The organism is Acidovorax sp. GW823-FHT01C06, assembly GCF_058798375.1.
The window spans coordinates 25,721-50,430 of record NZ_JBXAKN010000007.1 but is presented as its reverse complement, the minus strand read 5'-3'; the positions used below and the strand labels follow the sequence as shown (position 1 = coordinate 50,430).

18 protein-coding genes are annotated in these 24,710 nt (G+C 67.5%); 12 read left to right on the top strand and 6 right to left on the bottom strand.

The features are described 5' to 3' along the window. Nucleotides 1–235: 235 nt before the first annotated feature. The 6 genes from smc to AC1RCS_RS15350 all read left to right on the top strand — a co-directional run bounded on the left by smc (nucleotide 236) and on the right by AC1RCS_RS15350 (nucleotide 11,667). The gene (gene smc, locus AC1RCS_RS15375) at nucleotides 236–3,760 is read left to right on the top strand and encodes a chromosome segregation protein SMC (protein WP_492245298.1); all 3,525 of its coding nucleotides are present in this window, start codon (nucleotides 236–238) and stop codon (nucleotides 3,758–3,760) included. A gap of 157 nt (nucleotides 3,761–3,917) precedes the next feature. Next, nucleotides 3,918–5,039, top strand: a complete 1,122-nt coding sequence (locus tag AC1RCS_RS15370) for a cell division protein FtsZ (protein ID WP_369642494.1) — start codon at nucleotides 3,918–3,920, stop codon at nucleotides 5,037–5,039. 8 nt (nucleotides 5,040–5,047) lie between these two features. Next, nucleotides 5,048–5,515: a GNAT family N-acetyltransferase gene (locus tag AC1RCS_RS15365; protein WP_492245297.1), complete on the top strand. Its 468-nt coding sequence runs from the start codon at nucleotides 5,048–5,050 to the stop codon at nucleotides 5,513–5,515. Further along, a complete protein-coding gene (gene ligA, locus AC1RCS_RS15360) occupies nucleotides 5,508–7,595 on the top strand; it encodes an NAD-dependent DNA ligase LigA (RefSeq protein ID WP_492245296.1) in 2,088 nt (695 codons plus the stop codon). The genes AC1RCS_RS15365 and ligA overlap by 8 nt, the downstream gene beginning before the upstream one ends. Before the next feature lie 29 nt (nucleotides 7,596–7,624). Next, complete coding sequence (locus AC1RCS_RS15355) at nucleotides 7,625–9,973, top strand: penicillin-binding protein 1A (protein WP_492245295.1); 2,349 nt, start codon at nucleotides 7,625–7,627, stop codon at nucleotides 9,971–9,973. Between the two features lie 815 nt (nucleotides 9,974–10,788). Further along, nucleotides 10,789–11,667, top strand: a complete 879-nt coding sequence (locus AC1RCS_RS15350; RefSeq protein ID WP_492245294.1) for a hypothetical protein — start codon at nucleotides 10,789–10,791, stop codon at nucleotides 11,665–11,667. 68 nt (nucleotides 11,668–11,735) lie between these two features. On the opposite strand, the gene AC1RCS_RS15345 is transcribed toward AC1RCS_RS15350, so the two are convergent. Beyond that, on the bottom strand, nucleotides 11,736–12,287 hold the full coding sequence (locus tag AC1RCS_RS15345; protein ID WP_218294951.1) for an NUDIX hydrolase: 552 nt from the start codon (nucleotides 12,285–12,287) through the stop codon (nucleotides 11,736–11,738). A 120-nt stretch (nucleotides 12,288–12,407) separates the two neighbouring features. Beyond that, complete coding sequence (locus AC1RCS_RS15340; RefSeq protein WP_218294952.1) at nucleotides 12,408–13,103, bottom strand: fumarylacetoacetate hydrolase family protein; 696 nt, start codon at nucleotides 13,101–13,103, stop codon at nucleotides 12,408–12,410. Nucleotides 13,104–13,244: 141 nt separating this feature from the next. Between AC1RCS_RS15340 and AC1RCS_RS15335 the strand changes: the two genes are divergently transcribed. The 3 genes from AC1RCS_RS15335 (at nucleotide 13,245) to pgeF (ending at nucleotide 15,351) form a co-directional block, all read left to right on the top strand. Next, nucleotides 13,245–13,700, top strand: a complete 456-nt coding sequence (locus tag AC1RCS_RS15335; RefSeq protein WP_218294953.1) for a MarR family winged helix-turn-helix transcriptional regulator — start codon at nucleotides 13,245–13,247, stop codon at nucleotides 13,698–13,700. A 110-nt stretch (nucleotides 13,701–13,810) separates the two neighbouring features. Then, complete coding sequence (gene maiA / locus AC1RCS_RS15330; RefSeq protein WP_218294954.1) at nucleotides 13,811–14,479, top strand: maleylacetoacetate isomerase; 669 nt, start codon at nucleotides 13,811–13,813, stop codon at nucleotides 14,477–14,479. Then, nucleotides 14,476–15,351 (top strand): peptidoglycan editing factor PgeF, encoded by an 876-nt coding sequence (gene pgeF / locus AC1RCS_RS15325; RefSeq protein WP_218338546.1) that lies wholly within the window; start codon nucleotides 14,476–14,478, stop codon nucleotides 15,349–15,351. The genes maiA and pgeF overlap by 4 nt, the downstream gene beginning before the upstream one ends. On the opposite strand, the gene AC1RCS_RS15320 is transcribed toward pgeF, so the two are convergent. Next, entirely contained in the window at nucleotides 15,271–15,606 is a 336-nt protein-coding gene (locus AC1RCS_RS15320) for a hypothetical protein (RefSeq protein WP_218338547.1), read from the bottom strand. The two genes, pgeF and AC1RCS_RS15320, sit on opposite strands and share 81 nt — an antisense overlap. Nucleotides 15,607–15,730: 124 nt before the next feature. Here AC1RCS_RS15320 and AC1RCS_RS15315 point away from each other — a divergent pair, with 124 nt between their 5' ends. The 3 genes from AC1RCS_RS15315 (at nucleotide 15,731) to phbB (ending at nucleotide 19,836) form a co-directional block, all read left to right on the top strand. Further along, nucleotides 15,731–17,431, top strand: coding sequence for a PHA/PHB synthase family protein (locus AC1RCS_RS15315; protein WP_218338548.1), 1,701 nt, complete (start codon nucleotides 15,731–15,733; stop codon nucleotides 17,429–17,431). A gap of 187 nt (nucleotides 17,432–17,618) precedes the next feature. Then, nucleotides 17,619–18,797, top strand: a complete 1,179-nt coding sequence (locus AC1RCS_RS15310) for an acetyl-CoA C-acetyltransferase (RefSeq protein WP_218338549.1) — start codon at nucleotides 17,619–17,621, stop codon at nucleotides 18,795–18,797. A 301-nt stretch (nucleotides 18,798–19,098) separates the two neighbouring features. Continuing rightward, complete coding sequence (gene phbB / locus AC1RCS_RS15305; protein WP_218294959.1) at nucleotides 19,099–19,836, top strand: acetoacetyl-CoA reductase; 738 nt, start codon at nucleotides 19,099–19,101, stop codon at nucleotides 19,834–19,836. Between the two features lie 490 nt (nucleotides 19,837–20,326). Here phbB and AC1RCS_RS15300 read toward each other — a convergent pair whose 3' ends face one another. The 3 genes from AC1RCS_RS15300 to dapE all read right to left on the bottom strand — a co-directional run bounded on the left by AC1RCS_RS15300 (nucleotide 20,327) and on the right by dapE (nucleotide 24,630). After that, a complete protein-coding gene (locus AC1RCS_RS15300) occupies nucleotides 20,327–22,384 on the bottom strand; it encodes an ABC-F family ATP-binding cassette domain-containing protein (RefSeq protein WP_492245293.1) in 2,058 nt (685 codons plus the stop codon). 111 nt (nucleotides 22,385–22,495) lie between these two features. After that, nucleotides 22,496–23,428, bottom strand: coding sequence for a 50S ribosomal protein L3 N(5)-glutamine methyltransferase (gene prmB / locus AC1RCS_RS15295; RefSeq protein ID WP_218338551.1), 933 nt, complete (start codon nucleotides 23,426–23,428; stop codon nucleotides 22,496–22,498). Beyond that, a complete protein-coding gene (dapE, locus tag AC1RCS_RS15290) occupies nucleotides 23,425–24,630 on the bottom strand; it encodes a succinyl-diaminopimelate desuccinylase (RefSeq protein ID WP_492245292.1) in 1,206 nt (401 codons plus the stop codon). The genes prmB and dapE overlap by 4 nt, the downstream gene beginning before the upstream one ends. Between the last annotated feature and the right edge of the window lie 80 nt (nucleotides 24,631–24,710).

The following is a 24,710-nucleotide window of genomic DNA, read 5'->3' as shown; positions in this document are numbered from 1 at the left end:
TGTCAAAATCGATAGCATGAAATCAAGGCGGGATAAGCGCAATAGCTGGTTTTTGCCAAATGTTTGCGCTGCACCCCGGCCGTGTGCCCCTGCCCGTCAGCCGGGGGCCGGGGGGCTGCAGGCGGCGCGGTATCATTCCGCCCTTGCTGCGGCCTGGGTGTTCCGGCCTGGAACGTCCGCCTGGCGCCACTTTTGCATCCCTGCCTTCATCCTCTTTTTGCCCGTTCCCTGACCCGTGCGTCTTACCTCGATCAAGCTTTCCGGTTTCAAGTCGTTCGCTGAACCCACCAATTTCATGCTGCCCGGGCAACTGGTCGGTGTGGTGGGCCCGAACGGCTGCGGCAAGTCCAACATCATGGACGCGGTGCGCTGGGTGTTGGGCGAGAGCAAGGCCAGCGAGCTGCGTGGCGAGTCCATGCAGGACGTGATCTTCAGCGGCACCACCACCCGCAAGCAGGCCAGCCGCGCCAGTGTGGAGCTGGTGTTCGACAACTCCGACCACCGCGCGGGCGGCCAGTGGGGCCAGTACGGCGAGGTCGCGGTGCGGCGCGTGCTCACGCGCGACGGCACCAGCAGCTACTACCTGAACAACCAGCCCGTGCGCCGTCGCGACGTGCAGGACGTGTTCCTGGGCACGGGCCTGGGGCCGCGCGCCTACGCCATCATCGGCCAGGGCACCATCAGCCGCATCATCGAGTCGCGCCCCGAAGAGCTGCGCCTGTTCCTCGAAGAAGCCGCTGGCGTCTCCAAGTACAAGGAGCGCCGCCGCGAGACGGAAAACCGCCTGTCGGACACGCGCGAGAACCTCACGCGGGTCGAAGACATCCTGCGCGAGCTGAACGCCAACCTCGAAAAGCTCGAGAAGCAGGCCGAGGTGGCTGCCAAATACAACACCCTGCAGGCCGAAGCCACGCTCAAGCAGCACCAGCAGTGGTTTTTGAAGCGCGCCGAGGCCGAAGAGCAGCAGAACAAGGTGCGCCTGGACGGCCTCCAAGCCGTCAACGACCTCGAATCCCGCATGGCCGATCTGCGCGCCGTCGAGTCCGACCTCGAAACCATCCGCCAGGCCCACTACGCGGCGGGCGACCAGGTGAACCAGGCCCAGGGCCGGCTGTACGAGGCCACGGCCGAGGTCGGCAAGCTCGAAGCCGAGATCCGCTACGTGATCGAAGGGCGCCAGCGCGTGGAGCAGCGCCTGGTCACGCTGGCCGAGCAGATCGCCCAGTGGCAGGCCCGCAAGGAAGAGGCCGATATCGAGCTCGAAGACCTGGCCGGTGCCGGTGTGGACGCCGAAGAGCGCGCCGAGATGCTGGCCGCCCAGGTCGAAGAGCAGGCCATGCAGCTGCCCGACCTGGAAGAAGCCCTGCGCCAGGCCCAAAGCCGCACGGCCGAGCAGCGCAGCAGCGTGGTGCAAGTGCAGCAGCAGATTGGCGTGCTGGCCGCCGAGCAGCGCAGCATCGACGAACAAAGCCGCCAGCTCGACAGCCGCTTCGAGCGCCTGCGCACCGACCGCAATGCACTGGCCGCGCCCGATGAAGCCCGCCTGACGAACCTGCGCGAGCAGCTCGAAGAGGCGCAAGAGATCGCCGAGACCACGGAGGCCCGACTGCACGAGCTGCAGGAGTCCGTGCCCCAGCTCGACGACGACCGCCGCGCGCGCCAGCAGGCCGTGAATACCGAAAGCGCGCGCCAGGCCGACCTGTCGGCCCGCATGGAGGCGCTCAAGGCGCTGCAGGAAAAGGTCAAGACCGACGGCAAGCTGCGCCCCTGGCTGGCCAAACACGGCCTCGACGGCCTGCAAGGCCTGTGGAGCCGCATCCACATCGAGCCCGGCTGGGAAAACGCGCTCGAAGCCGCGCTGCGCGAGCGCCTGGCCGCCCTGGAAGTAGGGCGCCTGGACATGGTGCGCGGCTTCCTGGGCTCCGGCGGCAACGACGCGCCCCCAGCTCGGCTGGCCTTCTACAGCGCCCCCGCAGCAGGCCATCCCGAGCCATCGTCACCCCACGCCCGCTTGTCCGACCTGCTGCGCCTGAACGATGCCGGCCTGCGTGCCGTGATGGTGGACTGGCTGCAAGGCTGCTACACCGCCCCCACGCTGGACGACGCCCTGGCCCGCCGCAGCACGCTGCAACCCGGGGAGGTGGTGTTTGTTCCTACCGGCCATGCGGTCAGCGCCCACAGCGTGAGCTTTTACGCGCAGGACTCCGAGCAGTCGGGCATGCTGGCCCGCGCGCAGGAAATCGAGCACCTCGAAAAAGAGCTGCGTGCGCAAGCGCTCATCGCCGAAGAATCGCGCACGGCCCTGGTGCGTGCTGAGGCCGCGTACGCCGATGCCTCCCAGCGCCTCGTGGCCGCGCGCCGCGAAGCCACCGAAACCCAGAGCCGCGCCCACGAGCTGCAGGTCGAGACCCTGCGCCTGACCCAGCTGGCCGAACAGACCCGCGCGCGCAGCCAGCAAATCGACGGCGACCTGGCCGAGGTGGAGGCCCAGCTGGCCGACCTGCAGGAACGCCGCGTGGCCGCCGAGGCGCGCTTTGAAGAACTCGACATGCAGCTGGCCGACAGCCAGGAGCGCGAGGCCCAGCTGGGCGACCGCGTGATCGAAGCCGAGCGCAAGCTGACGGCCTGCCGCGAACAGCAGCGCACGCTGGAGCGCCAGGCGCAAGAGGCCACGTTCTCGCAACGCAGCCTGGAAGCGCGCCGCGCCGAACTCAACCGTTCCATCGAAACCGCCACGCAGCAGGCCAAGGCCCTGGCCGATGAAGAGCAGCGCGCGCGCGACGAGCTGGCCCGCCTGTCCGATGCTGCCGCGCAAGGTGGCCTGCAGGCCGCACTGGAAGTGAAGATGGAGCGCGAAAAAGCGCTCGGCGCCCAGCGCAGCGAATACGACGACCTCACCACCAAGCTGCGCGCCAGCGACGAGCGCCGCATGCAGCTCGAACGCGCGCTCGACCCGCTGCGCGCCCGCATCACCGAATTCCAGCTCAAGGAACAGGCGGCGCGCCTGGGCCTGGAGCAGTACACCACCTTGCTGGCCGACGCGCAGGCCGACCTCGAGGCCGTGGCCCAGTCGATCACCGACGGCAATGTGCGCGTGGGTGGCCTGCAAAGCGAAATCGACCGCCTGCACCGCGAGATCGCCGCCCTGGGCGCGGTGAACCTCGCCGCGCTGGACGAACTCAAGCTCGCCAGCGAGCGCAAGGTCTTCCTCGATGCGCAGACGGCCGACCTGACCGAGGCCATGAACACGCTGGAAGACGCGATCCGCAAGATCGACGGTGAAACACGCCAGCTGCTCTCGGGCACCTTCGACACCGTGAACGCGCACTTTGGCCGCATGTTCCCCGAGCTGTTCGGCGGCGGCCAGGCCAAGCTCATCATCACCGGCGATGAAATCCTTGATTCCGGCGTGCAGGTGATGGCGCAGCCGCCCGGCAAGAAGAACCAGACCATCCACCTGCTGTCGGGCGGCGAGAAGGCCCTCACCGCGATTGCGCTGGTGTTCGCCATCTTCCAGCTCAACCCCGCGCCGTTTTGCCTGCTGGACGAAGTGGACGCGCCGCTGGACGACGCCAACACCGAGCGTTACGCCAAGCTGGTGTCCAGCATGAGCAAGGGCACGCAGTTCCTGTTCATCAGCCACAACAAGATCGCGATGGAAATGGCCGAACAGCTGATCGGTGTGACCATGCAGGAGCAGGGCGTGTCGCGCATCGTGGCCGTCGATATGGAATCGGCCCTCTCCATGGCGGAAATATGAGTACCCCCCTGAGGCGCTTCGCACCTTCCCCCCAGGGGGACGACGCCCTTGCTGCGGGGCGGCCCTTGCTCGGCGTCTCGCGCACAGGCCGCGCGCATTTTCACCGCGGCGGCCCTTGCGCCATGCAGCGGATAGCCGTTAGCCGAGAATTTCTTTTATGAGCACATTGCAACTGAGTCTGGCCATCATCGGCGGCCTGGTGCTGGCCCTCATCGTGGCCTACAACACCTGGACCTCGCGCCGCAACGCGCCCAAGCGCGCCTTGCCGCCAGAGCCGGAACGCGAGCGCGCGGCCGAGCCCGCGCTGCGCCAGGAGCCAGGTTTCGAGGCGGGCGCGGCCGCCGACCTGCCCCCCGGGGAATTTCACGGCCTGGACCGCGGGCCCGAGCCTTCCGAGCACACGGTGGATGCCAGCGAGGCCCTGCAGATGCCCGTGCCGCCGTTCTCGCTGGAGCGCCGCCCCGGGCTGGACCCGCTCATCGACGTGATCGCACCGCTGCAGCCGGAGGTGTCCGTGTCCGGCGATGCCGCGCTGGCGGCGCTGCCTCCCACGCGCCGGGCCGGCAGCAAGCCGTTTGCGATCGAAGGCCTGAACGAAGCCACCCAGCAGTGGGAGACGCCGGCGCCCGGCCAGCGCTACCAGAGCTTCCAGGCGGGCGTGCAGCTTGCCAACCGCATGGGCGCGCTCAACGAGATCGAGTTCTCGGAATTCGTCGTCAAGGCCCAGGCGTTTGCGGACGCCATCAATGCCGCCCCCGATTTTCCCGACATGCTGCAGGAAGTGGCCCGCGCCCGCGAGCTGGACCAGTTCGCCAGCGACCACGACGCGCAACTGGCCTTCATGCTGCGCGCGCGCCAGGCCGCCTGGAGCCCCGGCTACGTGCAGCAGAACGCCGCGCGCGTGGGCTTCGTGCCGGGCGCCATGCCCGGGCGCCTGGTGCTGCCGGCCGGCGCGCAAGGCCTGCCGCCATTGCTCACGCTCGGCTACGACACGCAGGCGGCACTGGCCGAAGACCCGGACCAGTCCGCCATCCGCGACATCACCCTGAGCCTGGACGTGGCGCAGGTCCACCGAACCGAACAACCCTTTGCGCGCCTGCGCGAGGCCGCCGCCGCGCTGTGCGAGGCCATGGACGGCGTGCTCTGTGACCAGAACGGCCAGCCGCTGCCTGCCATGGCCATGGACCCGATCGCCTCGGACCTGGAGCTGCTGTACGACCAGCTCGACGGGCGCGACCTGTCGGCGGGGTCGGTGCTGGCGCGCCGGCTGTTCAGCTAGGCCGCCGCATGAGCGCAACGCTGGTCCGGCTGGCGCAGGAGGCCGATCACGGCGCCGTCAGGGCGCTGTACCGCGAACTGCGGCCCCATGACCCTGTGCTGGGCGACGATGCATCGCTGGACAGCTTTCGCGCCGTGTTGCGGTCCCCCAGCGCGCGGCTGGTGGTAGCGCTGCGGCATGGCGAGGTCGGCGCGACCTGCATGCTGGCGCTCGTGCCCAATTTCGCCAGCGCCGGGATGCCCATCGGCGTCGTCGAGCATGTCATCACGGGCGGGCGCTTCCGGCGCCAGGGGCTGGCCCGGGCAGCGCTGGAGTTCGCCCTGGACGCGGCCTGGGCCCTGAACTGCTGCAAGGTTTTCCTGCTGTCGGGCGCGCAGCGCACGCAGGCCCACCGGCTCTATGAATCCGTGGGCTTCGCGGGCGGCAGGGAACTGGGGTTTGTCAAAAGGAATCCCAGCTTGGGCCACCATGACTGAACAATCAGAACTTTTTTCGGCCGCAGCGCAGACCAGCCAAGCGCAGGCAGCTATCAAAATCAAAGCGCTGCGCGAGCAGCTCCACCGCTGGGCGCACCAGTACTACGTGCTGGACGAGCCCACCGTGCCCGATGCCGAGTACGACCGCGTGTTCCGGGAACTGCAGGCCCTGGAGACGGCGCACCCCGACCTCATCACGTCCGACTCGCCCACGCAGCGCGTGATCGGGGCGGTGATGGAAGGCCTCACGCCCGTGCGCCACGCGGTGCCCATGCTCAGCATCCACACCGAAACCGACACCGAGGCCACCGGCGCGCAGGCGTTCGATGCGCGCGTGCGGCGCGAGCTGGGCCTGGCGGAATCGGACCCCGCCATCGAATACGTGGCCGAGCCCAAGTTCGATGGCCTGGCCATGAGCCTGCGCTATGAAAACGGCCGCCTCGCGCAGGCCGCCACGCGGGGCGACGGCGAGGTGGGCGAGGACGTGACGCACAACATCCGGACCATTCGCCAGATACCCCTGACCTTGCCCGAGGGCGTGCCCCCGCTGCTCGAAGTGCGTGGCGAGGTCTACATGCGCCGCGCTGATTTCGATGCGCTCAACGAGCGGCAGCGGGAGCAGGGCGGCAAGACCTTCGTGAACCCGCGCAACGCCGCAGCCGGCGCGGTGCGCCAGCTGGACTCGAACATCACCGCCCAGCGCCCCTTGAGCTTTTTTGCGTATGGCCTGGGCGCCGTCACGCCGCCCGGCGAGGGAGGGCCGGTGTTCCGCACGCACTACGAGATGCTGCAGACCCTGAAGTCATGGGGTTTTCCGGTGGCGGCGCAGGTGCAGATTGCGGCGGGTGCTGCGGAATTGGTAGCATTTCACCAGCAGGTGGGCGGCAGCCGCGATGCGCTGCCCTACGACATCGATGGCGTGGTCTACAAGGTCAACTCGCTGCAGCTGCAGCGCGACCTGGGCTTCAAGACGCGCGAGCCGCGCTGGGCCGTGGCGCACAAGTACCCGGCGCAGGAGATGGCCACCAAGATCGAAGGCATCGACGTGCAGGTGGGCCGCACCGGCAAGATCACGCCCGTCGCGCGCCTCGCGCCCGTGTTCGTGGGAGGCGTCACCGTCACCAACGCCACGCTGCACAACCTGTTCGAGATCCGCAAGAAGGGCGTTCGGGTGGGCGACACCGTCATCGTGCGCCGCGCGGGCGATGTGATTCCCGAAGTCGTGGGCGTGATGCCGGGCAACCGGACCGGCTATGTGCCCAACTTCAAGATGCCCGAGGCCTGCCCCGTCTGCGGCAGCGCCGTGGTGCGCGAAAAGGGCGAGGCCAACCACCGCTGCACGGGCGGCCTGTTCTGCGCCGCGCAGCGCAAGGAGGCCATCCTGCACTTCGCCGCGCGCCGCGCCATGGACATCGAGGGGCTGGGCGACAAGCTGGTGGACCAGCTGGTGGACACCAATGTGATCCGCACGCTGCCCGACCTGTACCGCCTGGGCCTCACCTCCCTCATCGCGCTGGAGCGCATGGCCGAGAAGTCGGCCCAGAACGTGTTGGCCGCGCTCGAAAAATCCAAGCAGACCACCTTGCCGCGTTTTCTGTTCGGCCTGGGCCTGCGCCACGTGGGCGAGGCCACGGCCAAGGACCTGGCGCGGCACTTTGGCACGCTGGATGCCATCATGGACGCCAGCGTGGAGCAGCTGCTGGAGGTGAACGATGTGGGCCCGGTGGTGGCGCAGAGCCTGCACACGTTCTTCCAGCAGCCGCACAACCGCGAGGTGGTCGAGCAGCTGCGCGCCTGCGGCGTGACCTGGCCCGAGGGCCCGGTGGCCGAACGCGCCCCGCAGATCCTTGCCGGCAAGACCGTGGTGCTGACCGGCACCCTGCCGACCTTGAGCCGCGACGCGGCCAAGGACATGCTGGAAGCCGCTGGCGCCAAGGTGGCCGGTTCGGTCAGCAAGAAGACCAGCTATGTGGTGGCGGGCGATGAAGCCGGCAGCAAGCTGGCCAAGGCCCAGGAGCTGGGCGTGCCCGTGCTGGACGAAGCGGGCATGCTGGCGCTGCTGTCGGGCCCGGGCGCCTGAGGCGCTCTCCCCCTTACTCCGAGTTCTTGATGCGCACATTGCTGCTTTCCTTCCAGGCCCGCGCCGCGGCCCTGTTCCGCTGGCTGGCCGGCCTGTTTGCCTGGATGCCCCGCCCGCTGCGCCGCGCGCTGCTGTGGGGCGCCCTCGCGCTGCCTGCCGCGGTGCTGGCGTACACCCTGGTCCTGATCCCGTTCACGCCCTCCATCAGCGACATCCGCAAGGCCAAGAGCGAGCTGCCCGCGCAGCTCATGTCGGTGGACGGCAAGCTGCTGGCCGAGTACCGCTGGGCCAATCGCGAATGGGTGGAGCTCGACAAGATTTCTCCGCATGTGGTGAACGCGCTCATCGCCACCGAGGACCACCGCTTCTACGACCACTTCGGCCTGGACTGGAGGCGCACGGTATCGTCGGTGGTGCACACGCTGCGCGGCGCCCCGCAGGGCGGCTCCACCATCACGCAGCAGCTGGCGCGCAACCTGTTTCCGGAGGAGATCGGCCGCTCGCGCGTGTTTCCCCAGGCCCTCACGCGCAAGCTCAAGGAGGCCATCACGGCGGTCAAGATCGAGTTGTCGTATTCCAAGGACGAGATCCTGGAAACCTACCTCAATACCGTGCCCTTCCTGTACAACGCGTTCGGCATCGAGATGGCCGCGCGCACGTACTTCGACAAGTCGGCCGACAAGCTCAATGTGCTGGAGAGCGCCACGCTGATCGGCATGCTCAAGGGCACGGCCTACTACAACCCCGTGCTCAACCCCGAGCGTGCGCAGGCCCGGCGCAACACCGTGCTGTCGCAGATGGTCAAGCGCGGCAAGCTGGAGCAGGCACAGTTCGACACGCTGCAAAAGCGCCCGCTGCGCGTCAACTTCGAGCGCCAGACCGAGGTCATGGGTCCCGCGCCGCACTTTGCGATCCAGCTGCGCAAGCAGCTCATCGACTGGGCCGACAGCAAGGGCTACAGCCTGTATTCGGATGGCCTGGTGATCCGCACCACCATCGACTCGCGCCTGCAGGCCTATGCCAATCAGGCGGTGGCGCGCCAGGGCCGCCAGCTGCAGGGCGTGGCCGATGCCGCCTGGAGCAAGCGCGATGGCTGGGGGCCGCAGAACGAACTGGTGCAGACCCTGGTGCGCGAAAGCAGCGAATACCGCGCCGCGCTGGACAAGGGGGAAGAGCCCGCCGAGGCGCTCAAGGCGCTCCTGGCCGACGACGCCTTCCTGCAGAAGCTGCGCTCCGATAAAACGCGCGTGCAGGCGGGGTTTCTCGCGCAGGATCCCGTCACGGGCCATGTGCTGGCCTGGGTGGGCAGCCGCGACTTCGCGCAGGACCCGTTCGACCACGTGCAGGCGGCCCGGCGCCAGCCCGGCTCCACGTTCAAGCCCTTCGTGTACGGCGCGGCCTTTGCCAAGGGGGCATCGCCCGGCGACACGCTGATGGATGCCGCGGTGGAGATACCGCTGGGCGGTGGCCGCGTGTGGCGCCCCACCGACGGGCGCCCGCCGAGCGACGAGCCCATGACGCTGGCGGATGGACTGGCGCTCTCCAAGAACACCATCACCGCGCAGGTGATGCAGCAGGTCGGCCCCGCCCGCGTGGCCGAAGTGGCGCGGGCGCTGGGGGTGCGGCAGTCGCCGCTCGAGGAAGTGCCATCGCTGGCGCTGGGCACGAGCCCGGTCACGCTCAAGGAAATGATCTCGGCCTACAGCAGCATCGTGAACCTGGGGCGCTATGTGGAGCCGGTGCTCATCACCAGCATCGAGGACCGCCACGGCAAGGTGCTCGATACCTTCGCGAAGCCGGTGCCTGAGGCGGTCTTCGAAGGCCGCGCGGCCCAGACGCTGCGCAACACCATGCGCGGCGCGGTGGACAGGGGCACCGCCACCGCGATCCGCTCACGCTATGGCATCCAGGCCGATGTGGCGGGCAAGACCGGCACGACCCAGGACAACACGGATGGCTGGTTCATCCTCATGCATGCCCGCGTGGTGGCGGGGGCCTGGGCGGGCTTCAACGATGGCCGCATCACGCTGCGCAGCGACTACTGGGGGCAGGGCGCCCGCAGCGCGCTGCCCATGGTGGGCGAGTTCATGCAGCAGGCGATCCGGGCCAAGGTGATCGACGGCCAGGAGCGGTTCTTCGATGAGTTCGACACCACCCCACCGCCCCCGCCGGCGGATAGCTCGCTCGGCGTCATGCGCGACTGGATACGCGGGCTGTTTGGCAGCGACACGGCACCGCCAGCACCGGTGCCCTCCGCGCCAGCAGCGTGGCCCCTGGGTCCTGCTGCGCCCCGGCCGCCTGGAGGCCAGGGCCTGCCTCCCGTCACGACCGATCCGGGCTATCCCCCGGCACCCGCCGAAGAGCGCGTGGGCGGCTGAGCACGGCTGCGGGCGGCTCGCGGTCCCGGCCGGGCCGGTCACTTTTTGCTGGCGCCAGCCCATGACCGCCGCTAGGATGCGCGGCGATGAAATTGTTACGTGTGCCGTCCCCGGGGGGGCATTTTCCGCAAATGTGCTTTGCCTGGGGCCGGGCGCTCCCGCCGGGTACTTTTACGGGCCACCGGAGACCGCCGTGACCCATTTCATTCATCCCTTCACCGCGGTGTGCCTGCAACCGGTCCTGTCGCCCTTGGCAGGGAGCGAAGCTCGCCGCGTCCCGCCCATCGTGCATCCACGACCCACAGAAAATGACTCCAAGACGCTTTCGTTTCTCGCTGCCGAGCTATGCCCTTGCTTGCGGTTTTGCACTGACCCCCTGCCTCGGCGGGGCCGCAGATATCCGGTTGACGCCTCCACCTGGCGGCGCCCTCGTGGTGACCGATTCGGCAACCCAGACCGTGCGTTTTCGCGTGGACGATGCGGGCAGGATCCGGATGCCCGGACTGGCTGGCGCGCCCGCACAAGGCAGCCTGCTCTGTTTTGAAAGCGCAAGCGGCGCGGTGGGAGGCTGCACGGCGGGCGTCGCCACGGGGCCGATGGGGCCCGCAGGGCCTGCCGGAGCGGCAGGCGCCCCGGGAACCCCGGGAGCGGTGGGCCCTGCAGGCGCGGCCGGTCCTGCGGGTGCCACCGGCCCCGTGGGCCCAGCGGGCGCCACGGGGCTGCAAGGGCCTGCAGGTGCGCAGGGGCCCGCGGGGCCCCAAGGGCCCGCAGGCTCCGTCGCGGCGTATGGTGATGGCTCCGCGGGGGCCTATACCGTGTCGATCGCCTCGACCATCGACCTGTCCACGACAGCAGGGTTCAACAGCCTTGGCGGACGGCACCACATGCAGTTTTCCACGATCGACATCGCGGGAGCGCTGACGCTTCCCAGCGGGACCGTGCTGCGCGCGACCGGCGACGTGACCATTTCCGGCTCCATCACCGTCCTTGAAGGGTCGCAAGGGGCCAGCAATGTCACGCCACACCCCGGTATTGCGCTGTCGTCACCCGGGACACCCCAAGGCGGTATCGGACTGCCAGCACTCTCTGCCGCGCGGCTCTTGAAACCGCCAGCCGCGGCGGGTGGGGCGGGTAGCCGGCCGAACGCGCAGGACACGGGTGGAGGCGGGGGCGGATCACTTGTGATCCTTGCCGGGGGCAATGTGACCGTCACCGCATCGGGCGTGATCAAGGCCAATGGCGGCAACGGGCAGAACGCCATGACCCCGGGCGCGGACGCCGCCGGGGCCGGGGGCGGGGCTGGGGGCGTGATCGTCATCGCGGCCGGCGGCGACATCACGGTGGCGGGCGCACTGTTGGCCAATGGCGGGCATGGCGGAAATGGCTTCAACGGCAACCTTGGCAACGCGGTGGGCGCGGGCGCGGGAGGTGGTGGTGGGGGCGGCATCATCCACCTGGTGGCGTCCTCCACGCCCGTGGTCACGGGATCGCTGCTGGTCAATGGCGGCGCGATGGGTCTGGACGATTTCTCGGGGGGATCGTCCCTTGCTGGAGGGGGCGGCGGGGCCAGCGGCGGAAACGGCGGCAACGCGGGCGTGGTGAATGCGTCGGTGGTTCAGCCGGCGCAGGCGGGCTTCAGCGGCCGCTCCATCCTCACCACCGTTCCTGCACCCTGGAACCTGTTTCTCCACTGAGGCAGGGCCGGCACGCCCGGCGGACCGGGGGCACGTACCCCCGGGCTGGGCCGTCCAGGGGCCGGGCGCTATTCGATATCGATGCAGTGCAGCCCGAAGCTGCCCGCCTTGCGGTCGGCAAAAAAAGCTTCCAGCGTTTCCTTGACGGTACGGAAGGCGATCTCGTCCCAGGGCACCTCGTCTTCGGTGAAGAGCCGCGCCTCGATGGTTTCATACCCGGGGTTGAACTGGTCGCTGAGCAGGTGGGCCCTGTAGAACAGGTGCACCTGCCCCACACGGCGCACATTGAGCAGGCTGAACAGCGGGCCCATCTCGATCTGTGCGCCGGCTTCCTCGTCCGTCTCGCGCGCAGCGCCCTGGGCCGTGGTTTCGTCCAGTTCCATGAAGCCCGCCGGCAGCGTCCACTTGCCCCAGCGCGGTTCGATGTTGCGTTTGCACAGCAGCACGCGTCCATCGGGCAGGGTCGGCACGGTGCCCACCACGTTGAGCGGGTTCTCGTAGTGCACCGTGCTGCAGGTGGGGCACACCGCGCGCTGCTTGGTGTCGCCGTCGTCCGGCAGGCGGTAGACCACGGCGGTGCCACAGGCGCGGCAGTGTTTGATGGGGCTGCGGAAGGTCATCGGGGGTTTTGATTCAAATAGGCTGCTGGCGATTGTTCCATCAGCGCTGGCAGCTATGAAAAGGATAGCTTTTGGCTGCGCGCCGGGGCCTGTGCGCCAGGTGGCCCAGGCCGCGGGGCGTCACACCACGCTCAGCCGCAGCGTGCCCAGGCCGTCCACGCCGCCCTCGAGCACGTCGCCGCGCACCACGGCGCCCACGCCTTCGGGCGTGCCGGTGTAGATCAGGTCGCCGGGCTGCAGCTCCCATGCGGCCGACAGGTGCTCGATGGTCTCGGCGATGTTCCAGATGAGCTGGGCCACGGTGCTGCGCTGGCGGTCCGCGCCGTTGACCTGCAGCCAGATGCCGGCCTTCTCCACGTCACCGGCCTGCGCGGCGGGCGTGATGGGGCCGATGGGCGCGCTCGCGTCGAAGCCCTTGCCGATGCACCAGGGGCGGCCCTGTTTCTTCATGTCGTTCTGCAGGTCGCGGCGCGTCATGTCCAGGCCCACGGCGTAGCCGTAGATGTGGGTGAGCGCATCGGCGGCCTGGATGTTCTTCCCGCCCTTGCCAATGGCCACGACCAGTTCGATCTCATGGTGCAGGTTGGCCGTGAGGCTGGGGTAGGGCAACTGGCCCGTCTCGCCCGCATTCACCACCACGATGGCATCGGCCGGCTTCATGAAGAAAAACGGCGGCTCGCGACCGGTGAAGCCCATTTCCTTGGCGTGTTCTTCGTAGTTGCGGCCCACGCAGTAGATGCGGTGCACGGGGAACCGGTCGGCGCTGCCGGCCACGGGCACGCTGGCCACCGGTGCGGGAGAAAACACGTAGCTCATGTCTGCCTTTCTTCTTGTCTCTGGGTGCGATGGAACGGGTGCGGGCCTGGCGTGCGGGCGGGTTGCCCTGCGGGCCGGGCCGAAGTGTGGCAGTGTGCCATGGGTGCGGGCGTCTTGCTGTGGGACGCTACACTCGCGCCCATGGCAAAGAGCTTCGATTTCCACAACACGCCAGGCCACCTGGTGCGCCGTGCCCACCAGCGTACCGTGGCGCTTTTCATGGAGGAGACAGCGGGGTTTGACGTGACGCCCGTGCAGTTCGCCATCCTGCATGAACTGCTGGCCCGGCCCGGGGAAGACCAGGTCACCTTGGCATCCCGCGTGGCGTTCGACGCGGCCACCTCGGGGTCGGTGATCGGGCGCCTGGAAAAGCGCGGCTGGATCCGCCGCGAACCCGACACCCGCGACCGCCGCCGCAAGCTGCTGTGGATCACGCCGGAAGGCGAAGTGGCGGCCCTGCAGATGCGCGATGCCGCCCAGCGCGTGCAGGAGCGTCTGATGGCGCCCCTCAACGCGCAGGAGCGCGGCGACCTGATGGTGCTGCTCACCAAGGTCGTCTACAACCACCAGGACCCGGCCGGCGCCTCGGGCGCATGACGCCGGCCCCGCCGGGCCGTGGCAGGGCTTGCGGGACGCACCGTACAACCGCCGCTCTCCACGGCACGCACGCCCACCGATCCATCGACGCAATCCCCATCCCCATCCCCATGCAGCTGTACAACTACTTCCGCTCCTCGGCCTCGTTTCGCGTGCGCATCGCGCTGCAGATCAAGGGCCTGGCCTACGACTACATTCCCGTGCACCTCGTGAAGGGCGAGCACCAGCAGCCTGCCTACGCGGCCCTCGCCGCCGATGCCCTGGTGCCCACGCTGGTGACCGATGGCGGAGAGGCATTGTCGCAATCGATGGCCATCATCGAATACCTGGACGAGACCCATCCCACACCCGCCCTGATGCCCGCCACGGCCCTGGACCGGGCGCGCGTGCGGGCGCTGGCGCAGATGGTGGCGTGCGAGATCCACCCGATCAACAACCTGCGCGTGCTCAAGTATCTGGTGCGGGAGCTGAAGGTGGATGAAGCCGCCAAGAACGCGTGGTACCACCACTGGCTGCGCAGCGGGCTCGAGGCCTTCGAGCGGCAGCTGGTGCTGCTCTCGCAGGAGCGCGCGGCCCAGGGGCTGGCGCCCTCGGTGCTGTGCTGGGGCGGCACCCCCACGCTGGCCGACTGCTGCCTGGTGCCGCAGATCTTCAACGCCCAGCGTTTCAAGGTCGACCTGGGCGGCCTGCCGCTCACCATGGGCGCGTTCGACGCCTGCATGGCGCTGCCCGCATTCCAGAAGGCCCAGCCTTCCGCCTGTCCGGACAACGAAGCTTGACCCTTCGCACGCACTCCCCGCAGGCCACCGACTGGCTGGTGCCGGACTGGCCCTTGCCGCCGGGCGTGCATGCGCTGTGCACCACCCGCGCGGGTGGTGTGAGCCTGCCCCCGTATGACAGCCTGAACCTGGGCATGCATGTGGGGGACGACCCCGCCGCTGTCCGCGCCAACCGCCTTCGGCTTCAGTCCGCCCTCGAAGGAGTGACAGCGGGCACGCGGCCCGTGTTTCTGAGCCAGGTGCATGGCGATGGCGTGGTGCAGCTCGACGGCGGCACGCCCGACGGCATCGAGGCCGACGCCTGCGTGGCGGCGGTTCCCGCGGTCGCCTGCACCATCATGGTGGCCGACTGCCTGCCGGTGCTGTTCGCCCACCGCTCAGGCCGGGCCGTGGCTGCGGCCCATGCGGGATGGCGCGGGCTCGCGGGGGTGGACGGGCAGGGGGTGCTGGAATCGGTTTTCAAGCGTTTTGTCGCGCTGGCCAAGGCGGATCAAGCGCACGATGCTATAAAAATTGAAGCAATCCTGCCCTTGCAAGGGGTGGCGCAGGACACGCTGGCCTGGCTGGGGCCCTGCATCGGCCCGCAGGCGTTCGAGGTGGGTCCCGAGGTGCGGGCGGCTTTTTGCGACACCGCCCCGGCCTTGCAGGATTGCTTCGCGCCCAGCGGCCACGCCAGCGGCAAGTACCTGTGCGATCTGGCGGGCCTCGCGCGGCGGCGGTTGCAGGCGCTCGGAATCACCCATGTCCACGGCAATGACGGAACACCGCCATGGTGCACCGTCACGAACGCATCAAGGTTCTTTTCCCACCGGCGCGACAGCGCCACCCTGGGCGGCAGCGGGCGCTTCGCTGCCTGCATCTGGCGCGGCTGAGGAATCGGGGCCGCCAGCCTCGCGGGCCGCCGCGGCCTGCTCGGCATCGTGGGCAGCCTGCTCCGCGGCTTCACGCGCCTTGATCGCGCGCTTGCGCGAAGGCGTGCCCAGGATGTACACCAGAATGCCCATGGGCAGCAGCCCATACAGCGCGAACGTGATCACGGCGCCCAGCAGCGTCCCGGTGGGGCTGGTGGCTTCGGCCACCGCCATCATGAGGGTGACGTAGGTCCAGGCGATGACGATGAGGTACATTGGTTTATGTTCGCTGCAAGCGTTGAATCCGTTGCCATGCTGAAGTGGGTCGGCAACAATGAACCCGAGACACAAAAAACAAGAAGCCCTGCCGCTGCGAGCGACCAATCACTGAGGAAAGAGCATGAATTCTGAATCACCATGGGCCGAGAGCGCCCAGCAGTTCCAGCAGATTTTCGGGCAAAGCTGGTCACAGGCACTGCAGTCGTTCCAGAAGCTGGACCTTGGTACGCAGGTACCCGCCACCCCCCCTCTGAAGTTTTCACCCAGCAAGCTGCAGGCGCTGCAGCAGCAGTACCTGAAGGAAGCGCAGGAACTGTGGGCCCAGGGCCTGCAGGGCGCGCCCGAGGTCAAGGACCGCCGCTTCGCCGGCGAGGGCTGGGCCAGCAACCCCGTCGCGGCCTTCTCGGCCGCCGCCTACCTGCTCAATGCGCGCACCCTGATGGGCCTGGCCGAGGCGGTGGAGTCCGACGAAAAGACCAAGGCCCGCATCCGTTTCGGCGTGGAGCAATGGATGGCCGCCATGGCGCCGAGCAACTTCCTGGCCTTCAACGCCGAGGCGCAGAAGAAGGCCATCGAAACCAAGGGCGAGAGCATTGCCAAGGGCATGCAGAACCTGCTGCACGACATCACACAGGGCCATGTGTCGATGACCGACGAAAGCCTGTTCGAGGTGGGCCGCAACGTGGCCACCACCGAGGGCGCCGTGGTGTATGAGAACGAGCTGTTCCAGCTGCTCGAATACAAGCCGCTCACCGCCAAGGTCTATGAGCGCCCCTTCCTGCTGGTGCCGCCGTGCATCAACAAGTTCTACATCCTCGACCTGCAGCCCGAGAATTCGCTGATCCGCTACGCCGTCGAACAAGGCCATCGCACCTTTGTCGTGAGCTGGCGCAACCCCGGCGATGCCCTGGCCCACAAGACCTGGGACGACTATGTGGAAGACGGCGCGATGGCGGCCATCGACGTGGTGCGGAACATCACCGGCGCCGAACAGATCAACGCGCTGGGCTTCTGCGTGGGCGGCACCATCCTGAGCAATGCGCTGGCCGTGCTGGCGGCACGGGGCGATGAGCCCGTGGCCAGCGCCACGTTCCTCACCACCCTGATCGACTTCACGGACACCGGCATTCTGGATGTGTTCATCGACGAGGCGTTCGTGAAGTTCCGCGAGATGCAGATGGGGCAGGGCGGGCTGATGAAGGGGCAGGACCTGGCATCGACCTTCAGCTTCCTGCGTCCCAACGACCTGGTGTGGAACTACGTGGTGGGCAACTACCTCAAGGGCGAGACGCCGCCGCCGTTCGATCTCCTGTACTGGAACAGCGACAGCACCAACCTGCCCGGGCCGTTCTACGCGTGGTACCTGCGCAATTTCTACCTGGAGAACAACCTGGTCAAGCCCGGCAGGCTCACCGTGTGCGGCGAGAAGATGGACCTTGGAAACCTCACGCTGCCGGTGTACATCTACGGCTCGCGCGAAGACCACATCGTGCCCATCAACGCCGCCTATGCATCCACCCAGGTGCTGCCTGGCAAGAAGCGCTTCGTGATGGGGGCCTCGGGCCACATCGCCGGCGTCATCAACCCCCCCGCCAAGGGCAAGCGCAGCCACTGGATCCGCGCGGACGGCAAGCTGCCCGCCACGCTGGACTCGTGGCTGGAGGACGCGACCGAACACCCCGGCAGCTGGTGGACCGATTGGTCCGGATGGCTCAAGGGCCATGCCGGCAAGCAGATCGCGGCCCCCAAGGCCTACGGCAAGGGCACGAAATTCAGGGCTACCGAGCCGGCACCGGGCAGCTACGTCAAGCAGAAGGCGTGACATGCGCAAGCCCCTGGGTCGCCTCTGGCGTGCATTGCCGATCAGGGACGGCGGCGCCGCCCCGCATTGCGGCACCTGTCTGGCGCCCCGCGCCGGGGCAGCGCCGGCACCGGCGGATACGCAAAAGCACTGATCCGCGGCGCTGCGAGAATTACCAAGCAACAACCCCCAACCACAAGGACATTCCATGGAAGACATCGTCATCGTTTCGGCCGCCCGCACCGCCGTGGGCAAGTTTGGTGGCGCACTGGCCAAGACGCCCGCGACCGAGTTGGGCGCCATCGTGATACGCGAAGTCATCGCGCGCGCGGGCCTCTCGTCCGACCAGATTGGTGAAGTCATCATGGGCCAGGTGCTGACCGCGGGCGTGGGCCAGAACCCGGCGCGCCAGGCCTCCATGAAGGCCGGTGTGGCCAAGGAGACCCCCGCGCTCACCATCAACGCCGTGTGCGGCTCGGGCCTCAAGGCCGTGATGCTGGCGGCGCAGGCCGTGGCATGGGGCGACAGCGAGATCGTCGTGGCCGGCGGGCAGGAGAGCATGAGCCTGTCGCCCCACGTGCTCAACGGTTCGCGCGACGGCCAGCGCATGGGCGACTGGAAGATGGTCGACTCGATGATCGTCGATGGCCTGTGGGACGTCTACAACCAGTACCACATGGGCATCACGGCCGAGAACGTGGCCAAGCAGTACGGCATCACCCGCGACATGCAGGACGCCCTGGCGCTGGCGAGCCAGCAAAAGGCCGCTGCCGCGCAGGATGCCGGCAGGTTCGCTGACGAAATCGTGGGCGTGAGCCTGCCGCAGAAGAAAGGCGATCCCATCGTCTTCAATGCCGACGAATACCTCAACCGCAAGACCAATGCCGAAGCGCTGGCCGGCCTGCGCCCCGCGTTCGACAAGGCAGGGAGCGTGACGGCGGGGAATGCCTCGGGTCTCAATGACGGCGCGGCCGCCGTGGTCGTGATGAGCGCCAAGAAGGCCGCCGCACTGGGTCTCAAGCCCCTGGCACGCATCGCGGCCTTCGGCACCAGCGGCCTGGACCCCGCCACCATGGGCATGGGCCCTGTGCCTGCATCGCGCAAGGCGCTGCAGCGCGCGGGCTGGAGTGCCGCGGATGTGGACCTGTTCGAACTCAACGAAGCCTTTGCCGCCCAGGCCTGTGCCGTGAACAAGGAGTTGGCCATCGATCCGGCCAAGGTCAATGTGAACGGCGGCGCCATCGCCATCGGCCACCCCATCGGCGCGTCCGGCTGCCGCATCCTCGTGACGCTGCTGCATGAAATGCAGCGCCGCGACGCCAAGAAGGGGCTCGCCGCGCTGTGCATTGGCGGAGGCATGGGCGTATCGCTCGCGGTGGAGCGCTGAGGCGCCAGGGGGGCGCGGCAGTCCATGCCGCGCAACCTCCACCGATCCCGGGCCGACGCCGCGTTCGCGCGGCTTTTTTTATTTCCGGACGCTAGTCAGGCTGCGGTCCGCATGCCGGTATGGCCGTGGACCTTTTTTGTATCAAGGCGTGGCAGCGCGCGCCGAATTCAGGGCGTCCTGGCCGCGGTGCAGGCCAATCTGTCAAAAAGGAAAGGGCTTCAGTGTTTTCCTTCACGGCAGTGTCCGATTTCTTGGGTAGAGTGGACGCTGAAGGCATCACCAATCAACAAGGAGAAATCACATGAGCCAGAAAGTTGCATACGTCACCGGCGGCATGGGCGGCATCGGAACCGCCATTTGCCAGCGCCTGCACAAGGAGGGCTTCAAGGTCATTGCCGGTTGCGGACCGACCCGCGACCATGCCAAGTGGCTGGGTGAGCAAAAGGCCCTGGGCTACACCTTCCATGCGTCAGTGGGCAATGTGGGCGATTGGGATTCCACGGTCGAGGCCTTCGGCAAGACCAAGGCGGAACACGGCAACATCGACGTGCTGGTGAACAACGCGGGCATCACGCGCGACCGCATGTTCCTCAAGATGTCGCGCGAAGACTGGGATGCGGTGATCGAGACCAACCTGAACAGCATGTTCAACGTCACCAAGCAGGTGGTGGCCGACATGGTGGAAAAGGGCTGGGGCCGCATCATCAACATCAGCTCGGTCAATGGCGAGAAGGGCCAGGCAGGCCAGACGAACTATTCGGCCGCCAAGGCGGGCATGCATGGGTTTTCGATGGCCCTTGCGCAGGAACTGGCCACCAAGGGCGTGACGGTCAACACCGTGAGCCCTGGCTACATCGGCACGGACATGGTCAAGGCGATCCGCCCTGACGTGCTCGAAAAGATCGTGGCGACCGTTCCCGTCAAGCGCCTGGGCGAACCCAGCGAAATCGCATCGATCATTGCCTGGCTGGCATCGGAAGAAGGGGGCTATGCCACCGGGGCTGACTTCTCGGTCAATGGCGGCTTGCACATGGGCTGATGGCCTGGGCCCGCTGTTTGCCGTAAAGAACAAAAACCCCGCAGCGCGGGGTTTTTTGTTGGGGAGGAGCAAGAGGGAAGGACTGCCGGGCGTCTTGCCTCGATGGGGCTATGAAATGCGCCACCCGGTGCAAGCATGGCCCACACCTTGGTATGGTTCGTGCTTCATGGTGGTGGCTGGCATTTGAGGGCCTTCGGGCGGGAAACGCTGGCCGCGGCGCCTTCAGAGGCGGGCGGGAGCGCGCTTGCGGTCGCGTTCGTCTTCGGGCCAGGCGGACAAGATTGCGGTGGTATTCATGCTGAAAACTCCTGTGATGTACCAACAACGCAGCCAATCCACAGTCCGTTGACAGCGTTTCGCAAAAAAATGCAACCGCCAGTGCCCGTCTGTTTACAATGTAAATCGCTATCAAAAATGAAGCACTAAATGCTTTCCAGGTATGCGCCAACGCCAAAAAATAGAGTCTTTTGGCTTACATGGATTTACATTTTCAACCCGCTGCCGACGCCGACATTTCTTCCAGGGCCGAAGAAATTTCCAGCCAACGCTCCTCCAGCCTGGCTGTCTCGTCGTTCCCTGCCTTGAGGTTGCGGCCACACTCGGCGATCTCCGCCGGCGCAAGGGCCTGGGTGAGCTTGTGCTCCAGCGCGGCCCGCTCGGTGGACAGGGCGGCCAGGCGCTTGTCGATTTGTTCCAGCTCCTTTTTCAGGGGCCGGGTTTTTTCCGCCTGCTGCTGACGCACCTGGGCATCGAGCTTGCGCTGCTCCCGTCCATCGCGCGAAGGGGCGGGGGCGGCGGCCGGTGTGGGGGCCGGGGCGGTCACGGGGGCGGGATGTGCCACCGCTGGCGAAGGTGCCACGGCGGCTGGGGGTGGTGTCTGGCTCGCCGCTGAGGATGTCTGCGCCTGCTCGGCCAGGCGGGCCTCCTCGCGCAGGCGTTTGGATTCCTCGAGCAGGTAGCGCTGGTAGTCGTCCAGATCCCCGTCAAAAGGCCCCACGACGCCCCGGCCCACCATCCAGAAGTCCTCGCAGACCGAGCGCAGCAGCGCACGGTCGTGGCTGACCAGCATGACCGTGCCATCGAAGTCGTTGAGCGCCATGGCCAGGGCTTCGCGGGTTGCCAAGTCGAGGTGATTGGTGGGCTCGTCCAGCAGCAGCAGATTGGGGCGCTGCCAGACGATCATCGCCAGCACCAGCCGCGCCTTTTCGCCGCCGCTCATGGTGCCCACGGCCTGCTTGACCATGTCGCCCGTGAAGTTGAACGTGCCCAGGTAGCTGCGCAGGTCCTGTTCGCGGCTCGGTTGCTTGATATCGGGCCCCAGCTCCTTGGCCAGGCGGATCATGTGCTCCAGCGGGTTCTCCGCGGGGCGCAGCACGTCCAGTTCCTGCTGGGCGAAGTAGCCGATGTTCAGTCCCTTGCCCTCGGTCACGCTGCCGCCCAGGGGTTTCATGGTGCGGGCGATGGTCTTGACGAGGGTGGATTTGCCCTGGCCGTTGGCGCCCAGGATGCCGATGCGCTGGCCCGCCAGCACCGAGCGGTTCACGCCCCTGAGAATGGTGGTGGCCGCGCCCTCGTCATCCACATAGCCGAACGATGCGTCGCTGATCGCCAGCATCGGATTGGGCAGGTTGGCCGGCTCCTTGAACTCGAACGTGAAGTCCGCTTCGGCCAGCACCGGCCCGATCTTCTCCATGCGTTCGAGCTGCTTGACGCGGCTTTGCGCCTGCTTGGCCTTGCTGGCCTTGGCCTTGAAGCGGTCGATGAACTTCTGCAGGTGGGCCATCTTCTCCTGCTGCTTGGCAAAGCTGGCCTGTTGCAGTTCGAGTTGCTGCGCGCGCAATTCCTCGAACTTGCTGTAGTTGCCGCCGTAGCGGTTCAACTCGCCTTGCTGGATCTGCAGGGTGACGTTGGTGATGGCGTCGAGGAACTCCCGGTCGTGGCTGATCACGATCATGGTGCCCGCATAGCGCTTGAGCCAGGCTTCCAGCCAGACCAGCGCGTCCAGGTCCAAGTGGTTGGTGGGCTCGTCCAGCAGCAGCAGGTCGCTGGGGCACATCAGGGCCCGCGCCAGCTGCAGGCGCATGCGCCAGCCGCCCGAAAAGCTGTTGACCGGCTGCTCCAGCTCGCTCACGCGAAAGCCCAGGCCCAGGATCAGCGCCTGGGCGCGCGCCACGGCGTCGTGTGCGCCGGCGTCGTGCAGGTCGGAATACGCATGGGCAATGGCCATGCCGTCGTCGCTGGCCTCGGCCTCCACCAGCTGCTGCTGGACCTCGGCCAGCCGCGTATCGCCTTCCAGCACGAACTCGGTCGCGGACTGGTCCGTCTCGGGCATGTTCTGCGCGACCTCGGCCATGCGCCAGCTCGCGGGGATGTAGAAGTCTCCACCGTCTTCATGGAGCTTGCCGCTGAGCAGCGCGAACAGGCTGGACTTGCCCGCGCCGTTGCGGCCCACGAGTCCGACGTTCTCGCCGGGGTTGATGGTGGCGGAAACGCTGTCGAGCACGACTTTGGCGCCGCGTCGCAAGGTAACGTTCTTGAGGGTGATCATCCGGAGTTCACAAAAAGGCGCACCCGCGCTGGGCGGGTGGCATGAAAAAGCAGGGGGCCAGCGCTGCTGCAATCGGTGCAGCCGATGCAAGCGGCAGCGGCGCGCAACCCTCTATTGTGCCGCGAGACGGGATTGGGCGGCCAGGGCCCGCCGGGTCACCAGCAAAACCTGGTCTTCGCCAGCGCTGGTATCGAGCCAGAACACGGGCAACTGGGGGAAGGCTGCTTCAAAGTAGGCACGCTCGTTGCCGATCTCCAGAATGATCACGGCATCCTCGCTCATGCAGGCGGGCGCGGCAGCAAACAGCTGGCGCACGAAGTCCATGCCATCACTGCCGCCGGCCAGGGCGAGTGCGGGCTCGGCGCGGTACTCGGCGGGCAAGGTGGCCATGCTGGCCGCATTCACGTAGGGCGGGTTGCACAGGATCAGGTCCCAGGGGCCGGGCAGGGCCTGAAGGCCGTCGGAGAGCTGCAGCTGGATGCGGTCCTGCAGGCCGTGCTTGTCCACATTGATCCGGGCCACGGCCAGGGCGTCGGGCGAGATGTCGGCACCCGTCACCAACACCTCGGGCCAGGCCATGGCGGCCAGCACGGCCAGGCTGCCGTTGCCCGTGCACAGGTCCAGCACCCGGTGGGTGTGGTCGCTCAGGTACTCGTCCGCGCCGCCGTCGACAAGCAGCTCGGCGATGAAGCTGCGCGGGACGATGGCGCGTTCGTCCACGTAGAACGGCACGCCCTGGAGCCAGGCCTCCTGCGTGAGGTAGGCGGCGGGCTTGCGCGTGCGGACGCGTTCTTCGAAAAGGGTGGCCACCAGGGCGACCTGCTCGGGTGCGACAGACTGGTTCCTCAGGGAATCGGGCGCGTCCGACAGGTCGCTGTCCAGCGGCAGGCCCAGGCGCCACAGCACGAGCCAGGCGGCTTCATCGTGGGCGTTCGTGGTGCCATGGCCAAAGGAAACGCCAGCTTCGGCCAGCTGCCGGCTGCCCGATTCGACGAGCGCGCCGACCGTGGTGCCCGCCACGGCGTGGGGTGCCGCCGTGCTCATGCACGCACCGCCGGGGCGGCCTCGGGGGCTGCCAGCGCCTGCGCATGCAGGTTTTCCAGTGTGCGGCGGTAGATATTCTTGAGCGGCTCGATGTCGGCCACCACCACGTGTTCGTCGATCTTGTGGATGCTGGCGTTGGGCGGGCCCAGTTCGATCACCTGGGGGCAGACCTGCGCGATGAAGCGGCCATCGCTGGTGCCACCCGTGGTGGAGAGCTCGGTCGTGAGGCCGGTCTCCGCCGCGATGGCCTGTTGCACGGCGTCCACCAGTTCACCCGGCGTGGTGAGAAAAGGCTGTCCGCCCAACGTCCAGCGCAGGTCGTACTCCAGCCCGTGGCGGTCGAGCACGGAGTGCACGCGCTGCTTGAGGCCTTCCGCCGTGGATTCGGTGGAGAAGCGGAAATTGAAGTCCACCACCACGTCCCCCGGGATGATGTTGGTGGCGCCCGTACCGCCATGCATGTTGCTGATCTGCCAGCTGGTGGGCGGGAAGAAGGCATTGCCCTGGTCCCATACCGTCGAGGCCAGTTCGGCCAGGGCAGGCAGCGCCTGGTGGATGGGGTTGCGCGCCAGTTGCGGGTAGGCGATGTGGCCCTGGATGCCCCGCACGGTGAGCTTGCCGCTGAGCGTGCCGCGCCGGCCGTTCTTGATCATGTCGCCGGTGCGCTCGACCGACGTGGGCTCGCCGACGATGCAGTAGTCCAGTCGCTCGCCGCGCGCCTTGAGCTGCTCGACCACGACCTTGGTGCCGTCCACCGACGGGCCTTCCTCATCGCTGGTGAGCAGGAAGGCGAGCTGGACCAGGGGCTCTGGCGTGTGCGCCAGGAATTCCTCGACCGCCACGACGAACGCGGCGATGGAAGTCTTCATGTCGCTGGCGCCCCGGCCGTAGAGCTTGCCGCCACGGTGTGTGGGGACGAAGGGATCGCTGCTCCACTGCGCCAGCGGCCCCGTGGGCACGACATCGGTGTGGCCTGCGAATACTATTGTTTTGATAGCTGATAGCGCTTTTCCAGACTGGGCTGCAGCCCGTTTTGCCCACAAATTGCTGACGCGGAAATCCGCCGGGCCGCTGTCCAGCCGTTCGCACACGAATCCCAGCGCGGCCAGGCGGGCCGCCAGCACGTCAAGGCAGCCCGCGTCCTCGGGGGTGATGGAGGGCAGGGCGATGAGCTGTTCGGCCAGATGCAGTGTGCGGGACATGGGAAGGGGTGGGTAAGACAGGGGGCGTTTAAATAGTCGATTGTCCCAGACGCCGCGTCATGCACCGGCGCGGCCCGGGC

Bases quoted from the DNA above. Each gene is read 5' to 3' on its own strand.
- maiA (WP_218294954.1), top strand. From the start codon at position 13,811: ATGCAGCTGTACAACTACTTCCGCTCCTCGGCCTCGTTTCGCGTGCGC.
- dapE (WP_492245292.1), bottom strand. From the start codon at position 24,630: ATGTCCCGCACACTGCATCTGGCCGAACAGCTCATCGCCCTGCCCTCC.
- AC1RCS_RS15335 (WP_218294953.1), top strand. From the start codon at position 13,245: ATGGCAAAGAGCTTCGATTTCCACAACACGCCAGGCCACCTGGTGCGC.
- AC1RCS_RS15310 (WP_218338549.1), top strand. From the start codon at position 17,619: ATGGAAGACATCGTCATCGTTTCGGCCGCCCGCACCGCCGTGGGCAAG.
- AC1RCS_RS15320 (WP_218338547.1), bottom strand. From the start codon at position 15,606: ATGTACCTCATCGTCATCGCCTGGACCTACGTCACCCTCATGATGGCG.
- ligA (WP_492245296.1), top strand. From the start codon at position 5,508: ATGACTGAACAATCAGAACTTTTTTCGGCCGCAGCGCAGACCAGCCAA.
- AC1RCS_RS15370 (WP_369642494.1), top strand. From the start codon at position 3,918: ATGAGCACATTGCAACTGAGTCTGGCCATCATCGGCGGCCTGGTGCTG.
- AC1RCS_RS15365 (WP_492245297.1), top strand. From the start codon at position 5,048: ATGAGCGCAACGCTGGTCCGGCTGGCGCAGGAGGCCGATCACGGCGCC.
- AC1RCS_RS15315 (WP_218338548.1), top strand. From the start codon at position 15,731: ATGAATTCTGAATCACCATGGGCCGAGAGCGCCCAGCAGTTCCAGCAG.
- prmB (WP_218338551.1), bottom strand. From the start codon at position 23,428: ATGAGCACGGCGGCACCCCACGCCGTGGCGGGCACCACGGTCGGCGCG.
- AC1RCS_RS15340 (WP_218294952.1), bottom strand. From the start codon at position 13,103: ATGAGCTACGTGTTTTCTCCCGCACCGGTGGCCAGCGTGCCCGTGGCC.
- phbB (WP_218294959.1), top strand. From the start codon at position 19,099: ATGAGCCAGAAAGTTGCATACGTCACCGGCGGCATGGGCGGCATCGGA.
- AC1RCS_RS15300 (WP_492245293.1), bottom strand. From the start codon at position 22,384: ATGATCACCCTCAAGAACGTTACCTTGCGACGCGGCGCCAAAGTCGTG.
- AC1RCS_RS15345 (WP_218294951.1), bottom strand. From the start codon at position 12,287: ATGACCTTCCGCAGCCCCATCAAACACTGCCGCGCCTGTGGCACCGCC.
- AC1RCS_RS15355 (WP_492245295.1), top strand. From the start codon at position 7,625: ATGCGCACATTGCTGCTTTCCTTCCAGGCCCGCGCCGCGGCCCTGTTC.